The organism is Streptomyces sp. NPDC093071, from assembly GCF_044754545.1.
GTDB lineage: Bacteria > Actinomycetota > Actinomycetes > Streptomycetales > Streptomycetaceae > Streptomyces.
On record NZ_JBIVPH010000001.1, the window covers coordinates 580,855 to 600,721 of the forward strand.

Annotated in this window: 20 protein-coding genes and 2 pseudogenes; 8 read left to right on the forward strand and 14 right to left on the reverse strand. The window is 71.8% G+C overall.

Annotation, left to right across the window (positions count from 1 at the left end; translation table 11 throughout):
- Positions 1 to 5: 5 nt before the first annotated feature.
- Complete coding sequence (locus tag ACIQD7_RS02420; RefSeq protein ID WP_402438717.1) at positions 6 to 410, reverse strand: recombinase family protein; 405 nt, start codon at positions 408 to 410, stop codon at positions 6 to 8.
- Between the two features lie 121 nt (positions 411 to 531).
- On the opposite strand from ACIQD7_RS02420, the gene ACIQD7_RS02425 reads away from it, so the two are divergent.
- Both ACIQD7_RS02425 and ACIQD7_RS02430 read left to right on the forward strand, forming a co-directional pair.
- Positions 532 to 1,305 (forward strand): MBL fold metallo-hydrolase, encoded by a 774-nt coding sequence (locus tag ACIQD7_RS02425; RefSeq protein ID WP_391052672.1) that lies wholly within the window; start codon positions 532 to 534, stop codon positions 1,303 to 1,305.
- Complete coding sequence (locus ACIQD7_RS02430) at positions 1,302 to 1,985, forward strand: DedA family protein (protein ID WP_402438719.1); 684 nt, start codon at positions 1,302 to 1,304, stop codon at positions 1,983 to 1,985. The genes ACIQD7_RS02425 and ACIQD7_RS02430 overlap by 4 nt, the downstream gene beginning before the upstream one ends.
- On the opposite strand, the gene ACIQD7_RS02435 is transcribed toward ACIQD7_RS02430, so the two are convergent.
- From ACIQD7_RS02435 to ACIQD7_RS02445, 3 genes are all read right to left on the reverse strand, one after another.
- Positions 1,965 to 2,987: an MBL fold metallo-hydrolase gene (locus ACIQD7_RS02435; protein ID WP_237529530.1), complete on the reverse strand. Its 1,023-nt coding sequence runs from the start codon at positions 2,985 to 2,987 to the stop codon at positions 1,965 to 1,967. The two genes, ACIQD7_RS02430 and ACIQD7_RS02435, sit on opposite strands and share 21 nt — an antisense overlap.
- Positions 2,988 to 3,051: 64 nt before the next feature.
- Complete coding sequence (locus ACIQD7_RS02440; RefSeq protein ID WP_402438721.1) at positions 3,052 to 4,284, reverse strand: aminotransferase class I/II-fold pyridoxal phosphate-dependent enzyme; 1,233 nt, start codon at positions 4,282 to 4,284, stop codon at positions 3,052 to 3,054.
- A 114-nt stretch (positions 4,285 to 4,398) separates the two neighbouring features.
- The gene (locus ACIQD7_RS02445; RefSeq protein WP_402438723.1) at positions 4,399 to 5,637 is read right to left on the reverse strand and encodes a sulfite oxidase; all 1,239 of its coding nucleotides are present in this window, start codon (positions 5,635 to 5,637) and stop codon (positions 4,399 to 4,401) included.
- A 197-nt stretch (positions 5,638 to 5,834) separates the two neighbouring features.
- On the opposite strand from ACIQD7_RS02445, the gene ACIQD7_RS02450 reads away from it, so the two are divergent.
- A complete protein-coding gene (locus tag ACIQD7_RS02450) occupies positions 5,835 to 6,365 on the forward strand; it encodes a GNAT family N-acetyltransferase (RefSeq protein WP_402438725.1) in 531 nt (176 codons plus the stop codon).
- A 90-nt stretch (positions 6,366 to 6,455) separates the two neighbouring features.
- Positions 6,456 to 7,292, forward strand: a complete 837-nt coding sequence (locus ACIQD7_RS02455) for a methyltransferase domain-containing protein (RefSeq protein ID WP_399759694.1) — start codon at positions 6,456 to 6,458, stop codon at positions 7,290 to 7,292.
- Positions 7,293 to 7,299: 7 nt separating this feature from the next.
- Here the strand turns inward: ACIQD7_RS02455 and ACIQD7_RS02460 are convergent, their stop codons facing one another.
- The gene (locus ACIQD7_RS02460) at positions 7,300 to 9,267 is read right to left on the reverse strand and encodes a DUF5107 domain-containing protein (RefSeq protein ID WP_402438727.1); all 1,968 of its coding nucleotides are present in this window, start codon (positions 9,265 to 9,267) and stop codon (positions 7,300 to 7,302) included.
- Between the two features lie 189 nt (positions 9,268 to 9,456).
- Between ACIQD7_RS02460 and ACIQD7_RS02465 the strand changes: the two genes are divergently transcribed.
- Positions 9,457 to 9,789 (forward strand): DUF6204 family protein, encoded by a 333-nt coding sequence (locus tag ACIQD7_RS02465; protein ID WP_121829094.1) that lies wholly within the window; start codon positions 9,457 to 9,459, stop codon positions 9,787 to 9,789.
- A 13-nt stretch (positions 9,790 to 9,802) separates the two neighbouring features.
- On the opposite strand, the gene ACIQD7_RS02470 is transcribed toward ACIQD7_RS02465, so the two are convergent.
- The 3 genes and pseudogenes from ACIQD7_RS02470 to ACIQD7_RS02480 all read right to left on the reverse strand — a co-directional run bounded on the left by ACIQD7_RS02470 (position 9,803) and on the right by ACIQD7_RS02480 (position 12,269).
- On the reverse strand, positions 9,803 to 10,354 hold the full coding sequence (locus tag ACIQD7_RS02470) for a GNAT family N-acetyltransferase (RefSeq protein ID WP_402438729.1): 552 nt from the start codon (positions 10,352 to 10,354) through the stop codon (positions 9,803 to 9,805).
- 64 nt (positions 10,355 to 10,418) lie between these two features.
- A pseudogene (locus tag ACIQD7_RS02475) lies at positions 10,419 to 11,657 on the reverse strand (IS701 family transposase).
- A 180-nt stretch (positions 11,658 to 11,837) separates the two neighbouring features.
- The gene (locus tag ACIQD7_RS02480) at positions 11,838 to 12,269 is read right to left on the reverse strand and encodes a hypothetical protein (protein ID WP_402438731.1); all 432 of its coding nucleotides are present in this window, start codon (positions 12,267 to 12,269) and stop codon (positions 11,838 to 11,840) included.
- 192 nt (positions 12,270 to 12,461) lie between these two features.
- Between ACIQD7_RS02480 and ACIQD7_RS02485 the strand changes: the two genes are divergently transcribed.
- Complete coding sequence (locus ACIQD7_RS02485; protein ID WP_402438733.1) at positions 12,462 to 12,971, forward strand: SUKH-4 family immunity protein; 510 nt, start codon at positions 12,462 to 12,464, stop codon at positions 12,969 to 12,971.
- Positions 12,972 to 12,995: 24 nt separating this feature from the next.
- Here the strand turns inward: ACIQD7_RS02485 and ACIQD7_RS02490 are convergent, their stop codons facing one another.
- The 4 genes from ACIQD7_RS02490 to ACIQD7_RS02505 all read right to left on the reverse strand — a co-directional run bounded on the left by ACIQD7_RS02490 (position 12,996) and on the right by ACIQD7_RS02505 (position 16,112).
- Entirely contained in the window at positions 12,996 to 13,427 is a 432-nt protein-coding gene (locus tag ACIQD7_RS02490) for a transposase (RefSeq protein ID WP_402438735.1), read from the reverse strand.
- A gap of 92 nt (positions 13,428 to 13,519) precedes the next feature.
- Positions 13,520 to 14,059 carry a winged helix-turn-helix domain-containing protein gene (locus ACIQD7_RS02495; RefSeq protein ID WP_402438738.1) on the reverse strand — a complete coding sequence of 180 codons (540 nt, stop codon included), beginning with the start codon at positions 14,057 to 14,059 and terminating at the stop codon, positions 13,520 to 13,522.
- 57 nt (positions 14,060 to 14,116) lie between these two features.
- Positions 14,117 to 15,421 (reverse strand): caspase family protein, encoded by a 1,305-nt coding sequence (locus ACIQD7_RS02500; RefSeq protein ID WP_402438739.1) that lies wholly within the window; start codon positions 15,419 to 15,421, stop codon positions 14,117 to 14,119.
- A complete protein-coding gene (locus ACIQD7_RS02505; protein WP_402438741.1) occupies positions 15,408 to 16,112 on the reverse strand; it encodes a hypothetical protein in 705 nt (234 codons plus the stop codon). The genes ACIQD7_RS02500 and ACIQD7_RS02505 overlap by 14 nt, the downstream gene beginning before the upstream one ends.
- Before the next feature lie 188 nt (positions 16,113 to 16,300).
- Between ACIQD7_RS02505 and ACIQD7_RS02510 the strand changes: the two genes are divergently transcribed.
- Positions 16,301 to 17,419, forward strand: coding sequence for a DUF3644 domain-containing protein (locus ACIQD7_RS02510; protein WP_402438743.1), 1,119 nt, complete (start codon positions 16,301 to 16,303; stop codon positions 17,417 to 17,419).
- A gap of 208 nt (positions 17,420 to 17,627) precedes the next feature.
- On the opposite strand, the pseudogene ACIQD7_RS02515 reads toward ACIQD7_RS02510, so the two are convergent.
- Positions 17,628 to 18,383: pseudogene (locus tag ACIQD7_RS02515) on the reverse strand (transposase family protein).
- 226 nt (positions 18,384 to 18,609) lie between these two features.
- On the opposite strand from ACIQD7_RS02515, the gene ACIQD7_RS02520 reads away from it, so the two are divergent.
- Entirely contained in the window at positions 18,610 to 19,038 is a 429-nt protein-coding gene (locus tag ACIQD7_RS02520) for a hypothetical protein (RefSeq protein ID WP_402438745.1), read from the forward strand.
- Positions 19,039 to 19,290: 252 nt separating this feature from the next.
- Here ACIQD7_RS02520 and ACIQD7_RS02525 read toward each other — a convergent pair whose 3' ends face one another.
- The gene (locus ACIQD7_RS02525) at positions 19,291 to 19,641 is read right to left on the reverse strand and encodes a hypothetical protein (RefSeq protein WP_402438747.1); all 351 of its coding nucleotides are present in this window, start codon (positions 19,639 to 19,641) and stop codon (positions 19,291 to 19,293) included.
- Between the last annotated feature and the right edge of the window lie 226 nt (positions 19,642 to 19,867).

The window sequence follows — 19,867 nt, forward strand, 5'->3', positions numbered from 1 at the left end:
AGCCCTCAGGAGCCGTCGTACCCGGCGGTGGGCATCGAGAGCCTCCGGTGCACCCCGGCCTTGGCGGCCGTGTCGTACACCGGCTCGTCGGGGCAGACCGTCTCCAGGCGCACCCCGCGCCGCTCGCACTCGGCGCGGAAGCCGGTCACGGAGGTCAGGGCGCGGGCGAGGACCCGTTCGCTGGCCGCGACGAAGAGGTCGACCGCGCCGGCCTCCACGTCCGCCCACAGGGCCTCGTGGTCGGGCCGGATGCCGTAGAACAGCAGCTGGCGGGCGATCACGTATCCCCGGTCCTCGGCCCAGCGGGCGCACACCGCGTGCTGGCCGCGCGTGTCGACGAGGAAGGGTTCGTTCTCGAGCTCTTCGAGCGGGGTGAGGCTGGCGATCGCCGCCACCCGAACGTCGTCCATGGAGGGACCCTACTGCGGGACGGTGCGGGCGAACATCCTCCGGTGCCCGCCCGGGACATCTACCCTCGTTACGGGGGTACGGAGGGTGCGGGGGCACGGAACGGACGGAAGGCGGCACGCGGTGGAGGTCACCTGGTGGGGTCACGCGACCTGCACGGTCGAGGACTCCGGGGTCCGCTTCCTCACCGATCCGCTGTTCGCGCGGCGGCTCGCCCATCTGCGGCGCCGCCGGGGCGCCCCGCCGCCGCCCGAGGCCGCGACGGCCGACGCCGTCCTCGTCTCGCACCTGCACTCCGACCACCTGCACCTGCCGTCGCTCGCGCGCCTCGCGCCCGGGACGCGGCTCCTGGTGCCGCGCGGGGCGCCCGCCGCCGTGCCGGGGCTGCGCAGGCTGGCGCGGGCCGGGCTGCGGCTCACCGAGGTCGAGGCGGGCGACGCGGTGGCGGTGGGGGGCGTGACGGTACGGGCCGTCCCGGCGCTGCACGACGGGCGGCGGCTGCCCGTGGGACCGCACCGGGCGCCCGCGCTCGGGTACGTCGTCGAGGGCGAGGCGCGCACGTACTTCGCCGGGGACACCGGTCTCTTCGACGGGATGGCGGAGGCGGTGGGCCCGGTGGACGTGGCGCTGCTTCCGGTCGGCGGCTGGGGGCCGTACCTGGGGCCCGGCCACCTGGACGCGGGCCGGGCCGCCGAGGCGCTGGCGGAGCTGTCCCCGGCGGCGGCGGTGCCGGTGCACTACGGCACGTACTGGCCGATCGGGCTCGACGGGGTCCGGCCGCACGAGTTCCACTCCCCGGGGGACGAGTTCGTCCGGCACGCGGCGCGTCTGGCGCCGAAGGTGGCGGTGCACCTGCTCGGGCACGGCGAGCGGGTGCGGCCGGAGGTCGCCCGGTGATCGACGGGATCGCCCGGTTCGTCACGGCGGTGCGCGAGCTGCCGCCGGAGTCCACGCAGCAGGCGGTCGGCTACCCCTCGCTGTTCCTGCTCGTGGCGCTCGGCGCGCTGGTGCCGGTGGTGCCGACGGGCGCGATCGTCAGCTCGGCGGCGGTGGTGGCCTTCCACCAGACCTCGCCGCTGTCGCTGCTCTTCGTCTTCCTGGTGTCGGCGTTCGCCGCGTGCCTCGGGGACGCGGCGCTCTACTGGCTGGGGCGGCGCGGAGTGCACTCCGACAAGGGCTCGCGGTGGCTGGCCGCGCTGGAGAACCGGGTCACGCCGGAGCGGCTGGCACACGCGCGGGAGCGGCTCGACGCGCACCAGGTGTCGGTGCTCGTGCTGTCCCGGCTCGTGCCGGCGGGCCGGATCCCGGTGATGCTGGCGTGCCTGCTCGCGGAGATGCCGCTGCGCCGCTTCGTCCGGGGGGACATGGCGGCCTGTCTGGCGTGGGCGGCGACGTACCAGCTGATCGGGCTCCTGGGCGGTTCGCTCTTCCCGGAGCCGTGGCAGGGGGTCGTGGCGGCGGTGGGCCTGACGGTGCTCCTCAGCGCGGTCCCGGCGCTGTGGCGGCGGGTGCGGGGGGCGCGCCCCGGGGCGGCGGCCTCCGAGGCGCCCGGCGGGTCACGGCACGAGCACCCGTGAGCCGCCGATCGGCAGGTCCCACAGGTCCTCGCGGGCCAGTCCGGCCTTCTCCCAGGCGGCCCTGACCCGGGTGAGCGGTTCGAGGACGGGCTCGCAGGAGAGCACGAAGGTGGCCCAGTGCATGGGCGCCATCCGCCGGGCCCCCAGGTCGCGGTGGGCCCGGACGGCCTCCTCGGGGTCGGTGTGGACGTCGCGGAGCCACCAGCGCGGGTCGTAGGCGCCGATCGGGAGCAGTGCCAGGTCGATGCCGGGGTGGCGGCGGCCGATCTCGGCGAACCAGTGGCCGTAGCCGGTGTCCCCGGCGAAGTACACGCGGTGTCCGGAGCGGTCGGTGAGCACCCAGCCGCCCCACAGGGAGCGACAGGTGTCGGTGAGGGTGCGCTTGGACCAGTGGTGGGCGGGGACGAAGTCGAAGCGGACGCCGTCGAGTTCGGCCGCCTCCCACCAGTCGAGCTCGGTGACCCGGCTGAACCGGCGGCGGGTGAACCAGCGGCCGAGGCCGGCCGGGACGAAGACGGGGGTGTCGCGGGGCAGCCGCTTCAGGGTGGGGGCGTCGAGGTGGTCGAAGTGGTTGTGGCTGATGACGACGGCGTCGACGGGCGGCAGGTCCTCCCAGCGGATGCCGACGGGGGTGAGCCGGGCGGGGGTGCCGAGGATGCGGCGGGACCAGACCGGGTCGGTGAGGACGGTGAGGCCGCCGATCCGCACCACCCAGCTGGCGTGCCCGGCCCAGGTGACGGCGAGGGTGTCGGGTCCGGCGGGCGGGAGCGGGCCGGGCTCGAAGGGGAGCAGGGGGACGTCGCGGAGTCCCTCGGGGCGGGGGCGCACGGCTCCTTCGCGGGCGAAGCGGGCCATGGACCGGACGCCGGGGAGGGGTGCGGTCAGCCGGTCGACGAAGGTGCGCGGCCAGTCGTGCCGGATCCGGCCGACGGGCTGGAGGAGGGATGCGGGGACCGTGGCACGGTCGGTTTCGTACGGGGCGGCTGCCGTCCGTTCGGTCATCTGCGGGCTCCGTTCCGTTCGGCGCTTCATGGCGGGCTCGTGGGGCGTCGGCGGGCGGCCGGGGTCACCGGAGTTCCTCCAGCGCCGCGCCGAAGTCCGCGAGGGCCCGGACCACCCGGGGAAGCTCCAGGGGGTCCTCGGCCCCGAGGGCCTCGGTCCGCTCCTCCCCCGTGGTCCCCAGGAACATGCGCGTGCCGAACCGGACCCGCAGTGCGCCGAGTTCGTCGCCGAAGCGGTGTCCGCCGGCCGCCGGGGCGCCGAGCCGTTCGGTGAGGAGTCCCTCCAGTTCCGGGGAGTCGGTGACGCCCCGGGCGGCGAGACCGGCCCGCAGCGGTCCGAGGTCGGCGTAGAGGTGGCGGCCGGCCTGCGGGGGCAGGGCGAGCGCTCCGGCGGCGAGGACGGCGCGGTGGGCGGCGGCGGCGAGGCGTCCGTGGACGGCGGCCGCGTGCCGGGCCTGCGCGGTGACGTCCTCGGGTTCGTCGAGGGCGTGGGCGACGGCGGGGGCGAGGGGGCCGGGGAGGACGGAGTCGAGGACGGTGAGGACGTCGAGGACGCGGGCCCGGGGGTCGGTCCAGCGGTCGGCGCGGGCCGGGTCGGTGGGCGGGAAGCGGGCGACGGCGCAGGGCCAGGCGGCGGGGGTGAGCGCGCCGCCGAGGTCGACGAGGACGGTGACGTCGTCGGGGCACATCTCGGCGGGGCTGACGAGCACGGTGCCGTGCGGGTCGTGGAGGGTGTCGCGCCAGGTCTCGTCGCTGACGACGTGGAGGCCCTCGGCGACGGCGGCCTCGCAGGCCTCGCGGAGGAGTTCGGGCGGGGCGACGGTGCCGGTGGGGTCGTCGGCGACGGAGAGCAGCAGGACGCGGGGGTCGCCGCCCTCGGCGCGGATCCGCCGGACGGTCTCCAGGAGGGCGTACGGGTCGGGGACGCCGCCGCACTCGGCGGGGGTGGGCACGTGGTACGCGGGGCGGCCGAGGAGCCGGGCCTGCGGGGTCCACCAGGCGGGGCAGGGGCGGGGCAGCAGGAGGTCGCCGCCGTGGGCGGCTATGAGGGCCAGGAGCAGGGCGGGGGCGCCGGGGGCGACGGCCACGTCCTCGGGGTGGGTGCGCAGGCCCCAGCGCCACCAGTGGCCGGCGGCGGCCTCGCGCAGGACGGGGCCGCCGCCGGGCGGTTCGGGGGCGGCGCGTCCGGCGGCGGCGGAGAGGAGGCCGGCGAGCACGGGCGGGACGGGCAGGCCGGTGTCGGGGGCCGGGGGGCCGTAGCGCACCGGGCCGCGCCCTTCCGGAGCCTTCTGCGGCATGTCCCGTACCTCCTGAGCGCACGGGGGCGCCGGGCACGGCACCCTCGTGCCCTTTATACGGAGTTTCAGACGTTTCCGCCGCTTATGAGAGCGGTCCGGGAGGGGCCGGGCGGCTCAGACCACGGTGACGGGGTGGCGCACGGCCGCGTGGAACAGGTAGCCCTGGGTGTTGTGGACGGTCCGCTCGGGCTGGACGTTCCCGGCGGCGTCGGTGGTGCGGGAGAGCAGGGTGACCTGCCCGGGGCGGTGCGGGCGCCACGGGGCGCTCCAGCGGACCCAGCCGTCGCGCCGGGGGACGTCGTGGAGCTGGGCGGGGCGCCAGTGGGCGCCGCCGTCGACGGAGACCTCGACCTTCCGGACGGGGGCGAGGGCGGACCAGGCGCGGCCGGTGAGCCGGTGGACCCTGCCCGCCTCCAGGGTGGCGCCGGAGGGGAGCTGATAGCCGGACTTGAGGGTCTGGCGGCCGAGCGGGGCGCTGCCGCCCTCGGGGTGGGCGTCGCCGAAGAGCCGGTACCAGTCGGTGGACCAGGGCGAGGCCAGCGGGCGGGTGGAGACCTCGATGTCGCCGAGCCACTTGATGGAGGCGATGCCGATCCAGGAGGGCACGACGAGCCGGACCGGGTACCCGTGGTCGTACGGGAGGGGCTCGCCGTTCATCTCGTACGCGAGGATCACGTCGTCCAGGGCCTTGGCGATCGGCAGCGGGCGGCGCACCCGGCCGTAGTCGACGCCGCCGGAGACGTACGGGTCGTCGAGGCCGCGCGGCTGGACGGCGACGGCGTCGCGGGCGATCCCGGCGCGCCGGAGGACGTCGGCGAGGCGGACGCCGCGCCAGCGGGCGGCCCCGACGGCGCCCAGGGTCCAGGCGGTGCCGCTGACGGTCTCGCCCTGCTGGCTGGTGTAGTGGCTGCGGCCGTTGCCCGCGCACTCGATGAGGGCCGTCCGGGTGACGGACGGCAGGTCGCGGAGCTGCCCGTAGGTGAGGTGGACGGGGGTGCGGCCGTGGAGTCCGTCGCCCCAGAGCGTCAGGCGCCAGTCGCGGGCGTCGAGGACGGGGGTGGAGGTGTGGTTGCGGACGAAGAAGCGGTCGGCGGGGGTGAGGTACCCGGTGTCCGCGAAGGCGTCGAACCGCGCCTCGGCGTTGGTGCCCCGGACGGTGAAGTGCTCGGCGGGGAGCGCCTTGACGATCCCGGGCGCGGTGGGCCCGGCCGCGACCGCCGCCCGCGCGAGGGCGGTGGTGGACGCCGCGTGCGCGGGGTCTGCGGCGGCGAGCCCGCCGAGGGCGGACACCGCCGGACTCGCGGCGAGCAGCTTCAGCAGGGAGCGTCGGGCGGGCACGGGCGAGTACGGCACGGGTCTCCTCGACGGGACGGCACAGGGGGGCGACCGGACGGCGGCGCGCCGATCCTAGGGGCACGGAACACCTTCGTACGGCCCGTTCATACGCCTGTCATGGAAGCCCGGTGGAGGCCTGGCAGACGCGAGGTCGAGGCGCCGTGCCGACCGGAAAATGCGAGGTGGCCGGGGCGGGGCCCGGCGCAGAATGCGGCATGTCGATACGTGAAGCGCACCCCGCGGACGCGGCCGCCCTCGCCGCCGTGCACGTCCTGTCCTGGCGGGCCGCCTACCGCGATCTGCTCCCCGGCCCGTACCTGGCGGCCCTGGACGTGGAGGAGCGCGCCGCCACCTGGCGCGCCCGCCTCACGGCGCCGGACCGGCCCACCGTGCTGCTCGCGACGGAACCGGGGCGGGACGGGGACGGCCGGCCGGTCGCCTTCTCCTGCTTCCGCCCGTGGCCGGGCGAGGGGTTCGCCCCCGCTCCCACGGCCGAACTGGCCGCGCTGTACGCCCTGCCGGAGGCCTGGGGCACGGGGGTGGGGCGGGCGCTCCTGTCCGCGACCACCGGGGCGCTCGTGGCGGCCGGCTTCCGCTCGGCGGCGCTGTGGGTGTTCGCGGGGAACGAGCGGGCCCGGAGGTTCTACGAGGCGGCGGGCTGGCGGGCGGACGGCGCGGCCGTACGGGAGGAGACGGGCGGCCGGGTCCTGGAGGAACTCCGATACCGAAAGGACCTGTCGGGCTGAGGCATGGTCCACATGTCAAGACGCAGGTCTCATCATGCGGCCGGGGCGCATACCGTGGAGGTATCCGCCCACACCGAGGGAGTCGGTTCGATGACGCACGCCTCCACACCGCCCGCGGCCCACGAGACCGCCGTCTACACCCACGGCCACCACGAGTCGGTCCTGCGCTCGCACAGCTGGCGGACCGCCGCCAACTCCGCGGCCTATCTGCTGCCCGAGCTGCGGTCGGGGCTGGACGTCCTGGACGTCGGCTGCGGGCCCGGCACCATCACGGCCGACCTGGCCGCGCTGGTCGCGCCGGGCCGGGTGACCGGGGTCGACGCGGCGGAGGACGTCCTCGCGAAGGCCCGCGCCGTCGCGGACGGGCGCGGCCTGGAGAACGTCCGGTTCGCCGTGGCCGACGTCCACGCCCTGGACTTCCCCGACGACTCCTTCGACGTCGTCCACGCCCACCAGGTGCTCCAGCACGTCGGGGACCCGGTGCGGGCGCTGCGCGAGATGCGGCGGGTGTGCCGCCCCGGCGGGATCGTCGCCGCCCGGGACAGCGACTACGGGGCCTTCGCCTGGTTCCCCGAAGCACCCGTCCTGGACGGGTGGCTGGAGCTGTACCACCGGGTCGCGCGCGCCAACGGCGGCGAACCGGACGCGGGCCGGCGCCTGTTCTCCTGGGCCCGGCGGGCGGGTTTCACCGACGTCACGACGACCGCCGGCACCTGGTGCTTCGCCACCCCCGAGGAGCGGGCCTGGTGGAGCGGCCTGTGGGCGGACCGCACGACCGCCTCCGGCTACGCCGACCTGGCCGTCTCCGGCGGCCACGCGACCGCCGGGGAGCTGGCGGCGATCGCGGAGGCCTGGCGGGAGTGGGGCGGGCGGGAGGACGCCTGGTTCATGGTGCCGCACGGCGAGATCCTGTGCCGGGTGCCGTGACCGCCCCTCACGGGCCCGGGCGCATCCGGAACTCGTAGGCGTCCGGCAGGGGTTCGTCGGTGAGCCGCGCCCAGAGCTCGCCGAGCGTCTCGGCGCCCTCGCCCAGGTCCGCCACCTCGAAGCCCTCGTCGAAGACGGCGCGGGCCGCGTCCGGCCGCCCCTCCGCGAGGAGGATCCGCGCCTCCAGGAGCCGGAACGCGCCCCTCCCCCGCACCTCCTCCGGAAGCCGCGCCCACACCTGCCGGGCCCGGTCGGCCCGGCCGGTGGCGAGCAGCGCCGTCACGGCCTCGCGGCCGAGGGCGGCGGCCACCGCCCCTCCCCCGGCGGAGCCGTCGTGGCCCGCGTGGTCCGCGAAGGCCTCCGCGAACCGCTCGGCGGCCCGCTCCGGGTGCCCCTCCTCCCGGTCGGCCACCGCCAGGCAGTACAGCAGCGGCCAGGACGCGTCGGCCCCGCGCAGCCCCCGCTCCCAGCTCCGTACCGCCTGGGCGCGGTCCCCGGCGTGCCACTGGGCGATGCCGAGGTGGTACTCGGTGGAGGGGTCGGCCGGGGCGGTCTCCAGCATGTCCCGCCAGGGGGCGGAGACGAGCGGCGCGCCGGGCCCGGCGCCCTTCGCCGGGGGCGGCAGGACGCCGGTGCGCAGGAGTGCGCGCCACGGTTCCTGCTCCGGTCCGAGCGTCGACTCCGGGAAGGGCGTACCGGGCAGCTCGTACCCCCCGCGCAGGACTTCGAGGGCGCCCCAGCCGGAGCCGGCCGCGAGGACCGTCTCCGGCGCGGCGTCGGCGGCGCGCTCCCGCCAGGCGGTGTACGCGGCGTCGACGGCGGTACGGGGCAGGGCGGCGTCCAGGGCCCGTTCGACGTCCGTACGGGCCGCCGTCCAGTCGTCGCCGAGCGCGGCGGCGGGATCGGCGGCCAGCGGCCCGTACGCCTCCAGCCAACTGAACTCCGCCTCGCCCGGCAGCTCCAGGTGCTCCAGCTGGGTGCGGGCGAGCCCGGCCTGCATCTCGGCGTAGCCGGGGGCGCCGGGTTCGGTCAGCCACTCCTGCCAGCGGCGGCCGCCGCGTCCGGTGCCCCAGACGAAGAGCTTGCGGCCGCGCAGGGCGTCGGTGGAGGTCTGGACGAGCCCGGTGCCGTCCGCGGCGAGGGCGGCGATCCAGCGCCGCCGCCCGTCCGGGAGGTCGTAGAACCAGTCGGCGGCGTGGCCGCTGTTCAGCGGGTACGTGCGGTCGGTGCCGGTGTCGTCGGCGGGCACGGGCACCCGGTCCAGGCCGCGTTCGTAGCCGTGGTGCCAGGCCGCGTCGGCGGGCGCGAGGATCCGCCGGTCCTCGGGGACGGCGGTGTTGGACCACCAGTAGACGGGCGCGGGGCGCTCGTGGGGGTTGCGGATCCGGACGCCGACGTACAGGAAGTCGGAGTCCTCGGGGAGCCACAGGTCGACCTGGAACGGCAGGTCGCGCAGCCGCTCCCACTCCCACAGCCGGAGCATCGGGCCGCCGTCGGGCGCGCGGACGGTCGCCGCGTGGAGGGGCGAGCAGGAGAGGGCGGTGTGGCCGGTGGCGCCGATGTTCCACTCGACGCCGCCGGCGAACCAGGCGCCGTTGAGCGCGAAGGCGGCGGGCTGGAGGACGGGGTTGCGGTGGACGAGCTCGCGGCCGGTGGGCTTGTGGTGGAGGGAGTGGATCCGGCCGCCGAGGCCGGGCAGGACGGTCGCCCGGAGCCGGTCGTTCTCGATCACGATCGTGTCGAGGTCCGTGGGGACGCGGTCGCGGCCGTAGCCGTCGCGCAGGGGGACGGGCAGGAGGCTGCGCAGCGGCGCCCGGCCGATGCCCCGGGCCATGTCGCGCGGGAGCCCGGCGAGGGTCCGCGCGTCGACGGCGTGCGCCCCGGCGCGGGCGGGGGCGCGCAGGGCGGGAAGGGGGTTGTCCGGTCCCAGCGGGGCGGCGGGCAGCGTCAGTACGGCACGTCGTACGGTCGTCATCGCCCCATGGAACACGGTGGGTTCCGTCCTGACCAGGGGTTCCCGGCCTCGGCCTACGGCGGGGGCCGCCGGGCGGGGCGGCCGGATATTCCGGGCGGCGCGGGGGCCCGGCGTCGTACGGTGACGGGTCGGCGCGCCGCCGTGGCGGGCCGGGGAACAGCGGCACCCGTGGCACAGGGAGTACGAGGAATGGGCACGCAGCACACCTACCGGGTCATCGTGCGCGGCACGTTCGACGGTCTGTCGGAGGAGAGCCGGTCCCGGCTGCTCGCCGAGGTCGACGAGCACGGGATGACGGCGATGCGGTTCACGGAGGAGGGTTCGCTGGCCTACGACCGGACGCTGAAGCACTTCTCGTACCGGCTGGTCGTCGTCTCCGACGCCGAGGACGGCGAGGAGATGGCGGGCGCGCTCGCGGAGGACCGGGTGGAGCGGGCGCTCGGGGAGCTGGGCCACGGGTACGCGGGGCTGCGCTCGACCGTGACGGACCTCGACACGATGAAGATCAACCGCAAGCGCTGAGGCCGTCGCGCGGTCACGCCCCGGGTTCCGGGGCCGTGACCGCCCAGCGCTCGTGGTCGCGCCAGGCGCCGTCGATGAACAGCATCGCGGGCGAGAAGCCCTCCAGGCGGAAGCCCGCGCGACGGACGAGGGCGCGGGAGGCGACGTTCCCGGGCTGGACGTTCGCCTCCAGCCGGTGCAGTTCCAGGGGCCCGAAGGCGTACGCCATGACCAGACCCAGGGCCTCGGTGAGCAGCCCCCGCCCGGCGGCGTGCGCGAAGGCGCCGTACCCGAGGGCCCCGCTGCGGAAGGCGCCGAGGACGATGTTGTTGATGTTGACGAACCCGGCGATCCGGCCGCCCTCCTCCCGCTCGCACACCAGGAACCCGGCACGCGCCGGGTCCCCGATGAGCGCCCCCGCGTAACCGGCGTACGCCTCCTCCGTACACGGCGGAAACAACCAGGGCCGGTGCAGCTCCCGGCTCTCCCGGGCCCGGGCGGTGAACTCACCGGCATCGGCGAGCGAGAAGGGCCGCAGACCCACGCGGGGGCCGAGGGCGAGGTACGGACCGGGGGTGTAGGGCATGTGGCCAGATTATGTGGAGCGGTCGCGCAGGGGTGGCTGGCACTCCAGCCGTAGATCGTGATCTTCATGTCTGGTTCGCGGTTTGTCGGTGGTAGTGGCCGGTCCGGGGTCGGGCCTGGTGGCGGCGTCGCCAAGTGGACCGGGCGAGCCGGTGGGCCGCACCGTGCACGGGCTGGACAACCAGTGCCGTGAACAGTCGCTGGATCTCGTCGCAGGTGAGCGGGATCAGCTCGTCCGGGACGGGATGGCGGGCGTGTTCGTCGGCGCGGACGACGGCGAGGAAGGCGTGAGCGAGCATGGCCAGGGTGACCCGGCGGGACCAGGAGGCGTAGCGGCGGACCTGGTGTTCGTCCAGTCCGGCCAGGCCCTGTCCGGACTGGAAGGTCTCTTCCACCCGCCGTCTTGACCCGGCGACGCGCACCGGCGTGGCCAGGGGCGCCGGGGCGGATGAGAAGCAGCGGTAGTAGGCCAGTTCGCCGGTGGTGCGGTTGCGGCGGATCGACAGCCGGTGGCTGCCGGGCCGGGCTCCGGCCAGGTCGATGACGGCCCAGTCGTAGAAACGGTGCCCCTTGGCGCCGGCCCCCGCGGACAGCTTCTACCAGGCCCGCCTGGGCACCTTCGCGGCCAGGGCATCCGCACGGAACCTCCCCGCAGCGGTGGCGACTTCGGCCGAGCAGGCGACGGCGAGCACGTAGCAGGCCTGGCGCTCTTCCAGCGCGGACCGCAGTTTCGGGTTGCCGCCGTAGACCTCGTCGCTCGTGGCCCAGCCCACGCGGTGCCCGGCGGCGAGGAACCGGACGGTCATGCGGGCGGCCGGCTCTGGCTCGGTCGCGAAGACGGTGTCCTCGTTCAGGCCCGCGGCCCGACAGCGGGCCGGATCCGAGGTCCATGAGCGCGGGATGCACAGCTCACGGTCCACCGCCGCGTGTCCCCGGGAGCGCGCGTAGACGAGGTAGACGGCGACCTGCGCGTTCTCGATCCTCCCGGCGGTGCCGGTGTACTGGCGCTGGACCCCGACGGTGTGGATGCCCTTTCTCACGTCGCCTGTCTCGTCGACCACCAGCACCGCATCCTCGTCGCGCAGATGCTCCAGTACGTACTCACGCACATCGTCGCGCACCTGGCCGGCATCCCACCGGGCCCGGCCGAGCAGGTGCCGCATGCCGTCCGGAGTGGCCTCCCCGGCCCAATCGGCGACCGACCAGCAGTTCTTGCGTGGCAGGTCCGACGGCAGCCCCCGCACCAAGGCCCTCACCCGGCGCCGGGGCTCGACCCGAGCGAACCGGCCCGCTATCCGGCCCATCAGGACCCCGAACGCTTCCTGCCAACAGGCAGGGTCTGCGCTGTGACCCGCGGCCACCGCATGGTCTTCAGTCTTCACACACCGATGATCAGCGGTGGCCGTACCCATGTCCGAACAAGATCCACCAACACGATCGGCCCCGTCCAGCCCACGCCGTGAGCAACCCGAGGGTGTCCTTCGTCAACAGCAAGGAGCAGGACCAAGCGATTCGATCCAGGACGTGAAGTCCGCGGACACGACGTCGAAGTCCGCAGGGTCCAGATCGCCCAGCCCGGAGGAGAACACGGCGGAGTCCGGGTCATCGGCACGCAGGAGGAATCCGCGGCCGCCGCTGTCATCACCGACGAGGAGGAAACCCGGTGCATACTGCGCGACTTCGTACGTGGCGTTGCGTTCACCGATGTCTATCGCCGAGTACACGGCGACACCGGACTCGGCGAGAAGGCCGTCCCTCACGCTCCACAGCGCCACCAGCGGAGCCGGCAGATTCACCTCCGTCTCGGCCCGCGCCCGCATCACATCGGCCGGCGTTGCCGCCGACAGGCTCGAAACCGCCCCCGTCACCCTGCACCCCTCCGAACAGACTCCGGCCGCCCCGACAATCAGCGGCACAGCCACTCCCACCGGGAACGCTCCCAAGCAAACCACTGCAACCGAGCAGACGCGGGCCAACATGATCACGATTTACGGCTGGAGTACTACTGAACTTGAATGCGTGATGTCGGGGCTGGACGCTCGGCATGAGTCGTCCGTCTGGCGGGTCCATGGGTGTTGCCGGGCAGCCCGTCGGGAGAGGATCCTCCTGTGAGCCAGCCCCTGCCGCAGTTGCCGAAGCCCGAGTTCGTCTTGACCCGCGTCGAGGTGCCACCCGAGGTGCCCAGCCGGATCGCTGTCAACCTCCGGGACACCGGCATCCCAGTCGGGTTGATCGGATACGAGTACCGGCTGCTGAGCGAGCCGGTGTACCTCGGGGGGATCGGCGAGCGGGGGCTGGTCGTCATTGCGACGAGTGGCCTGTTCGGTCGCATCGGCGTCGATGTGGCCAGTGGTCGCGTGGTGGAGGTTCCCACGATCGAGTCAGCGACGGCCAGTCACGTGAACAGAGACCTCGACTCCTTCAGCCGATGCGTTGAGGCCGTGATCGCACGCTTCCCGTTCTACGCGGTGGACGACGAGGAGAGGTGCGATGGGGTGGCGGAAGAGCTGCGCGATCTCGTCTCCGGCATCGACGAGACCGCTCTGGTGGCGAACGGGTTCTGGGAGACGTTCTGTGATGACGTGCAGATGGGGGACTACGCGGACTGGGACGAGTGATGCGGGACCTGTCCCCGTATTCGGTCAGCCGTCCAGGCTCAGGCCAGTGGCAGCGATGCACCCGTCGACGAGGTCAGGGCGGTACTGGATCTTCTTGAGCCGACGTTTCACGGCCCTGGTGATCTCGCCGAGGTCCGTGGCGGCCAGGTTGCCCAGGTCGCGCTTCACCAGCGCCCAGATGCCCTTGGTCGGATTGAGGTCAGGAGCGTAGGCCGGGAGTTGGAACACGGTCAGCCATTCGGCGTTCGCCGCAATGAACTGCTTCATCCCGGCAGTCAGGTGGAGGCGGACGTTGTCCCAGACCAGCACGATCGGGCCCCCGAGCTGGATCCGGGCGCGGACGACCAAGTCGCGGAAGTCGCGCCAGCCGAAGCCCTTCGGCTCGTCCTTGCGGCCCCGGTACTCGCGGATTGCATAGATGAGTCGGGATCGCCGGCCCGGCTTGAAGCAGGCCATGCCCGCCATTGACACTCACCCGGAGCCCCAGCCCCGTACCCTCACGACCGGGGTCTGTCCGATCCGGCCCCAGGTCCTGGCACGCGGCGGAGTCATCGACTGTCCGGCCTCGTCCTCAAAGACGATCCAGGCACCGCGCTCCGCCGCGGTCCTCTTACCCGCGGCCAGGTCTCCTTCTTCCACACCTCGGCCGCGTCGTCGTCCCGCTCGATGGCGCGTCGGGCCGGCTGCTGCCAGCTCCAGCCGTGGCGCTTCAGCAGCCGCCATGTGCCCTCGACGGTGTAGGAGACGTGGAAGAGCCGGCCGATCAACGTCTTGATCCGCGCCAGCGTCCACCGTTGGTCCGTCCAGCCATGGACCAGCGGGCCACGCTCCAACTCCCGCTCCAGCCTGGCGATCTGTGTTTCGCTGAGCCGCGAACGCCCCGGAGAACCCTGCGACAGGACGCCAGCCTGGCCGTGCTCGTGCCAGGCCCGGCGCCACCGTTCCACCGACCGCTCGCTCACCCGCAGCGCAGCGGTGACCTCTCGGTTCTTCTCACCGACCTCAAAGCGGACGACAGTCTGCAACCGGATTCGCTCCCGCGCGGCCCTCTCGGCGTCGGTCAGCCCACCACCCTGCACGTATCTCACGACCCAGGACTTACCGGAGCAGCCAGACTGCTGTCAGGCAAACTGTCCCGACATCACTCAATCAAGTTCGGTAGTGAGCCGAGAGAGGGCGAACCGTACCAGCTCCGCGCGTTTTTCCCCCCAAGGTCCGTATCCGACTTTGTTTCCTCGGAAGGTCAGATCCACGTACCACTCCGGAAAGCCAGCGTTGTACGTGGATCTGACGGCAATTTCGACCGCCGACAGTTCGGCGTAGGGGCAGCCGAACATGGCAGAGCCGTCAGACACGTAGAACATGGTCTCCGTGAAGACCAGCAGCCGCTTCCCGACGGAGAACTGTCCATGCGCTTCCGCTCTTCCTACCGCAATCAGCGACTCGGACTCCGGTATATGGAACAGCGCGCGCGCCTTCGCGGCGACCCGAGGTTTGATCGCCTGCCCTCTCGTGACCACGTCCGTGGGAAGGTCCGTCAGGATACGTCTGGCGCGGGTATTTGGCTCCTCCAGGGGCGGTGCTGGCCGCTGTCGAGGCGCCACGACGATCGGCTCGCTTTTTCGCTGAGGCATGTTGTGAGCGCGGTTGTGCCACTGGAACCTGTGGTCCACACCGTTGTGCGGGAACAGGTGCGGCTCGGGGCTCCCGCGCATACGCATGCGCTTCTTGATGGTCTGCCAGGTGTCGGCCAAACTCAGCGTCGCACCACGTCCGCTGATGCCCCGGTGGAGAATATCGATGAGTTCTGCGGTGAACTCGGGATAATTGGCGCCTTCGGCAACGAAAGACCTTTGCACAGCCGAAGTCGAGGTCAGCACGCAGCTTCCGTAGTCGTAGTCGTCGTCAGATTCTGTCTCGTCCTTTTCTGCGGCCCGCGCTGGGTCTGACGACGCGGATTCCTCGATCGCGGTGGCCAGTTCCGCGCGCGTGGGGGTGCCGATGGTCCCCATACCCGCGGCACCGCTGTAACAGCAGTCCAGGATGATCACCCAGGAGCGCAGGTGCCGCCCGGCGTGTTGCACGACCTCCCGGATGGTGACGTACGGAATGGTGCCGATCTGCGGATGGTCGGCGTCGGCCATCGGGAAGGCAAGGTGCAGCTTCCCGGCCCGGTCCAGTAGTCCGTGGCCCGCAAAGTAGACAACCAGGGCGTCCGTGGCGTCGGCCGCCGCATCGCGCACGGATTTGAGGACGGCGGTCTCCGAGGATTTCGAGTCCAGGACGGTGACGCTGGTGTCGGCCAGTCCCCAGACGGCTGTATCGCACAGCAAGGAGCCGAGCCGGACCGCGCCCTCCTCGGCCGCTGGCAGCTGTTCCAAATCCGGGGAGGTGTAGGTACCGATACCGACGAGGACGGCGCGGCTCGCGCCCGGGTCAGCGACCGGCATCTGCTGCGGGGGAGACGCCCGGAGCCGGAGCCGGGTCAGCGGGCGTGGACTGCTCGGGCGATGAACCGGTCAGCGCGAGGGCGATGCGGATGGCATCTTCATCGGTACCGTGCTCCACCTCGATCCGAGCACCGTTGCATTCGACGACCATACGGACACCCTGCCGGACCCGGGGTGGCAGCGAGGCTCGGAACGTGCGGTGGGCGTAGACGAGGGCAGCAGTGGAGAAGCTTCCTGACACGACGAGGTTGAGCCATTCGACGAAGTCGCCGGACATCGCTCCCTTGACTGGATCCGGCCTCACCGCTCGGACCTTTGCATTCGCAGCTACTGCACGGTCCCTGGCCAGCCACTCTCCGAAGGACTCGGTAAGCCGCCCGACCAAGACAGCATCGGTTCTGCCCGGCTCAGCGCCGACGTTCACTATCTGTACGCGCATGTGCAACGCCCCCCATCTACAAGCCCCGGCAGCGTGTTCAGCCGTCGGGTACGTCCATAACTGTCTTGCACCTGCCGATCCGCCTACAAACCCTGTGACGAGATCGTTTCTGCGCGGCGCGCGGGCGCCGAGGGTGGTTCGCGCTGCCAAGATCGGAGGGAAGACGACGTCCTGATCTGCCGGCGGGCCTGGCTTGGTTTCCGCCCACCAGCCGCTCGTCGACGGCTGCCTCGCCGAGACCGGCATGACCATCAGGCCCGCCTGAGCAACCCCACGACATCACGAGTTCAACCTCAGTAGCCATGGATCGTACGGATGCTACGCCGGTCAGCGGCCGGACTCCCGGACATGGAAGCAGCCAGTGGAAACCTATGTGAATACTGCTTGTCCAGGGGTACCCACGAATGTGATCCTTCTGTCGAACGAGAAGGATGTACGACATGGCACATGCCCGCTGGCACCACATCGTCATGGAGTCGCAGCGCCACGCCCTCAAGGCAGTTGATGAATGGAACTGCTCAGACGGCAACTACTCCGACTTCCTCACCCACATGCACAAGGCGTGGCACTACCTGCTTCACGCAGAGTTCCGCAAGGACAAGATCGACTATCACTACAAGGATTCCAAGACCGGCCGATACAAGCTGATCGACGGTGAGCCGAAGGCCTGGGATCTGGAGTGGTGCTTGAAGATGCGCTATCCCAACGCCCGCGACATCGTCCGACTGAATGCCGAGCTCTTCGTCGCGCTCCGTAACAAGGTAGAACACCGGTACGAACACAACCTGAAGATCGTCACCGGCGGCAAGGCTCAGGCGCTCGTCATGAACTACGAGCAAGAGATGGTGGCCTTCTTCGGCTCCAAGTACAGCCTCGCCGATCGACTCCGCTTCCCGATCTCTCTCCAAGCACTCACCGCTGAGGGGCGCAAGCAACTCCAGGAAGCGGCGAAGAAGCTCCCGAAGCACACTCGCGACGTGGTGGCGAAGTTCGAAGCGGACATCGACCAGGCCGTACTGGACGACCTCCGGTACGACTACCGCGTCCGACTCGTCCCCATCGTCGGCTCGAAAACGGAGGCCGATCTCGCGATTGACTTTGTCAAACTTGACGAGTTGACCGAAGAGGAGCGGAAGGTCATGGTCGAGGCCGGACGCAAGGGCATGGTCATCATCAAGGACCGGCATGTCGAGGTGGCGGACAAGGACAAGCTGTTGCCGAAGCAAGTCGCTCGTCAAGTCGAAGCGCAGGTACCCTTTGAGTTCCACATTCAGCCTGAGCACACCGAGATGTGGCGACGGCTCGGCGTACGGCCCACCGCCGGCGCCGCCGATCCGTACAGCACTGACGCCAGGTACTGCGTCTACAACGAAGCGTTCAAGAGCTACGCCTATACGCCGGCCTGGGTGAAGCGGATCGTCAAGGAAATCGGCACGGCAGAGAAGTACCGGGCCTTCTTCGGCAAGGAGCCGCGCATGAAGATGGTCATCCCCTTGCCGAAACAGGCGGTCTCGCCCACCGAGGAGAGCGGGTCCCATCCGCGGAGCAAGAGCGCCTGACGGCGAGACCACCCGAGTCGCAGAGGAGGGCTAATCCCTCTGCTCACGAGAGCCTAAGCCCACCCATGCACAGCGACGCTGCGCATGGGTAGCGATGGATGCAATCTTCTCGTTTTTCAGGTCGCCCAGGCCAAGTCAAGTGGACGGCTGCGATTGGTGCAGCAGATCACCTTGCCGAACGTGCCAATTCAGTGAGCCTTTTCCAACCTCACGCTGATGCGTGGTGAAGGACGAGGATGGTCTGGACGATCTCTGTGATGCGGTTGGTGCTGCAGCGGAGCTTCCGTAGGAGGCGCCAGCCCTTGAGGGTGGCCATGGCCTGCTCGCCGAGGCAGCGGATCTTGGCGTGCGTGCTGTTGTGCCGGCGCTGCCACCGCTTGAGCCGGCGGCCGCGGAAGGGCACCCGGATGGACCTACCGGCGCCTTGGTATGCCTTGTCGGCCCAGCACTTGAGGTCGGCGTCGTGGAGTGCGTCGACGATACCGTGGGTGCGGGCGGCGGTCAGGTCGTGGGTGGATCCGGGAAGCGCGGGTGAGACCCACAGTAGGCGGCCGAAGGGGTCGGTGAGGACCTGGACGTTCATGCCGTGGCGTTTGTGCTTGCCCGAGTAGTACGGGGTGTCCGCGGCGATCCGGTCGATCGGCAGCAGGGTGCCGTCCAGGATCACGAACGCCTTGGTCCGCGCGACGCGCATCGCCTCGGCCAGGGTGGGCGCGAGCGCGGCCAGCACGTCGACGGCTTCGCGTATGTAGCGGTACGCGGTCGCGATGCCGATACCGAACCCGGCGGCCAGCTGGGCGTAAGTGTCACCGCACCGCAGATGGGCCAGGGCGAGGAGAGCCTGACGGCCGGCGGTCAGGCGCCGTCACCGGGTCCCGATCTCCCCTCGCCGCACAACGAGTCGTCCGGCCAGGTGCCGCAGGGTGCGACTGGACAGGTCAATCGACGACGGGTAGACAAGCACGCGAGGCTCCTGGTGGCTGCGGGTAATCTTGGTCGAGAACCCGTCTACCAGGAGCTTCGACGTTCCGCAGGTCCGTCCAACAAGCTGCCGACACCGCCAGGTTGGAAACGGCTCAGTGAGCCCTTTCCGACTTCACGTCGCGCTTCAAGTCGACACTCCCCCGCAGGTGGCGCTGTCGAGGCGGCAACAGGTTACGCAGGGACCGCCGGCCTGGGAGGATCCACTCATGGAGGACAGTACGTTCGGGCCGACCGGGGCAAACGCAGACCTTGAGTGCCAGATCTACGTCGCCGCTCCCAGCCGTGATCGGTTGATGGAGCGGCTGGCAGCGGTACTGAACGTGTCGCTCGGACCGGATCGCTCACTCTCGTACGGATGCGTCGAGGTGAAGTGGGAGCACAACGACTACGAAGGCACTGGCACTGGCGCTGACGCGGAGTTCCTCGACTGGCACTCGCTCCTCGTGTGCCAACCTCGTCGCGACGCCTCGGCAACCGCTGTCGTGTCGGACACGGCAACGGTTCTGGAAGCGGTCCGGGAGGCCGGTTACCGAGCCGTCCCCGTTTGCGGCTACGAAGATCTTCTGCAGAAGCCGGACACTGAACCTCGGCGAACCCGACGGGTGGCTGGATCGACGTTCCCGACGGGTGCATGAAGAAAGCTCCTGGCAGACGGGCTCACGACCAAGATCACCCGCCTTCCGGGAGCTGTCTGACGTGCTCGACCACCCGTCCGCCATCGATCTGTACAGGTGCCTTGGAGTACCTCTCGAGTCCTCTCGCAAGCCACCGCCGTCGCATCCGCAGGGGCCACGCCCGTCGGGGTGCGGGTCGAGGCAGTCGTACGGGACGGGTCAGCGACGGGCGCCCGTACGGAACCGGTCACCGGCGGCCCCGTACGGCGCCCCTCAGCGGCGGGCCGTGCGGACGCGGGGTGGGCAGGTCTCGCCCCGGCGGACGACTCCGATCATGACGGTGGTCCGCCGGTCGAGGTCCGTGCCCGCCGCCGGGTACTGGGTGCAGACCTGCCAGCGGGACGGCCAGAGGACCCGCCGGTCGCGGCCGCTCACGTCGTGGACGTCGAGCCGGGTGCGGCGGTCGAGACGGGTGAAGACCCGCCACAGGCCCAGGCCGAGGAAGTCCGGCACCGTCCGTTCTCCCGGCTCTCCCCCGGCCCCGGAGGTCTCCTCCGCCGAGGTCGCGGCGACGGCCGCGAGCGCGAGGAGGGCGACCGCGCCGACGGCGGCGGCCCGCCTCACTTCCGCCTCCGGCCGGGCCGGGACGCGCCCGCGTCCGCCGTCCGTTCCCTGTCCTGGGGACTCATCGTTCCGGACCTCTCCTCGTCGTACCGTCCTGCCGCCCGTACCGGCCGCCGCCGTGGGACCAGAATGAGGGGGACGGAGCCCCGCCGTGACGGTGGGAAGAGCCGTACGGGTGACTTGTCAGACAACGCGGCCCGGCTACCGTGGTCCCGGAAGCGGGGCC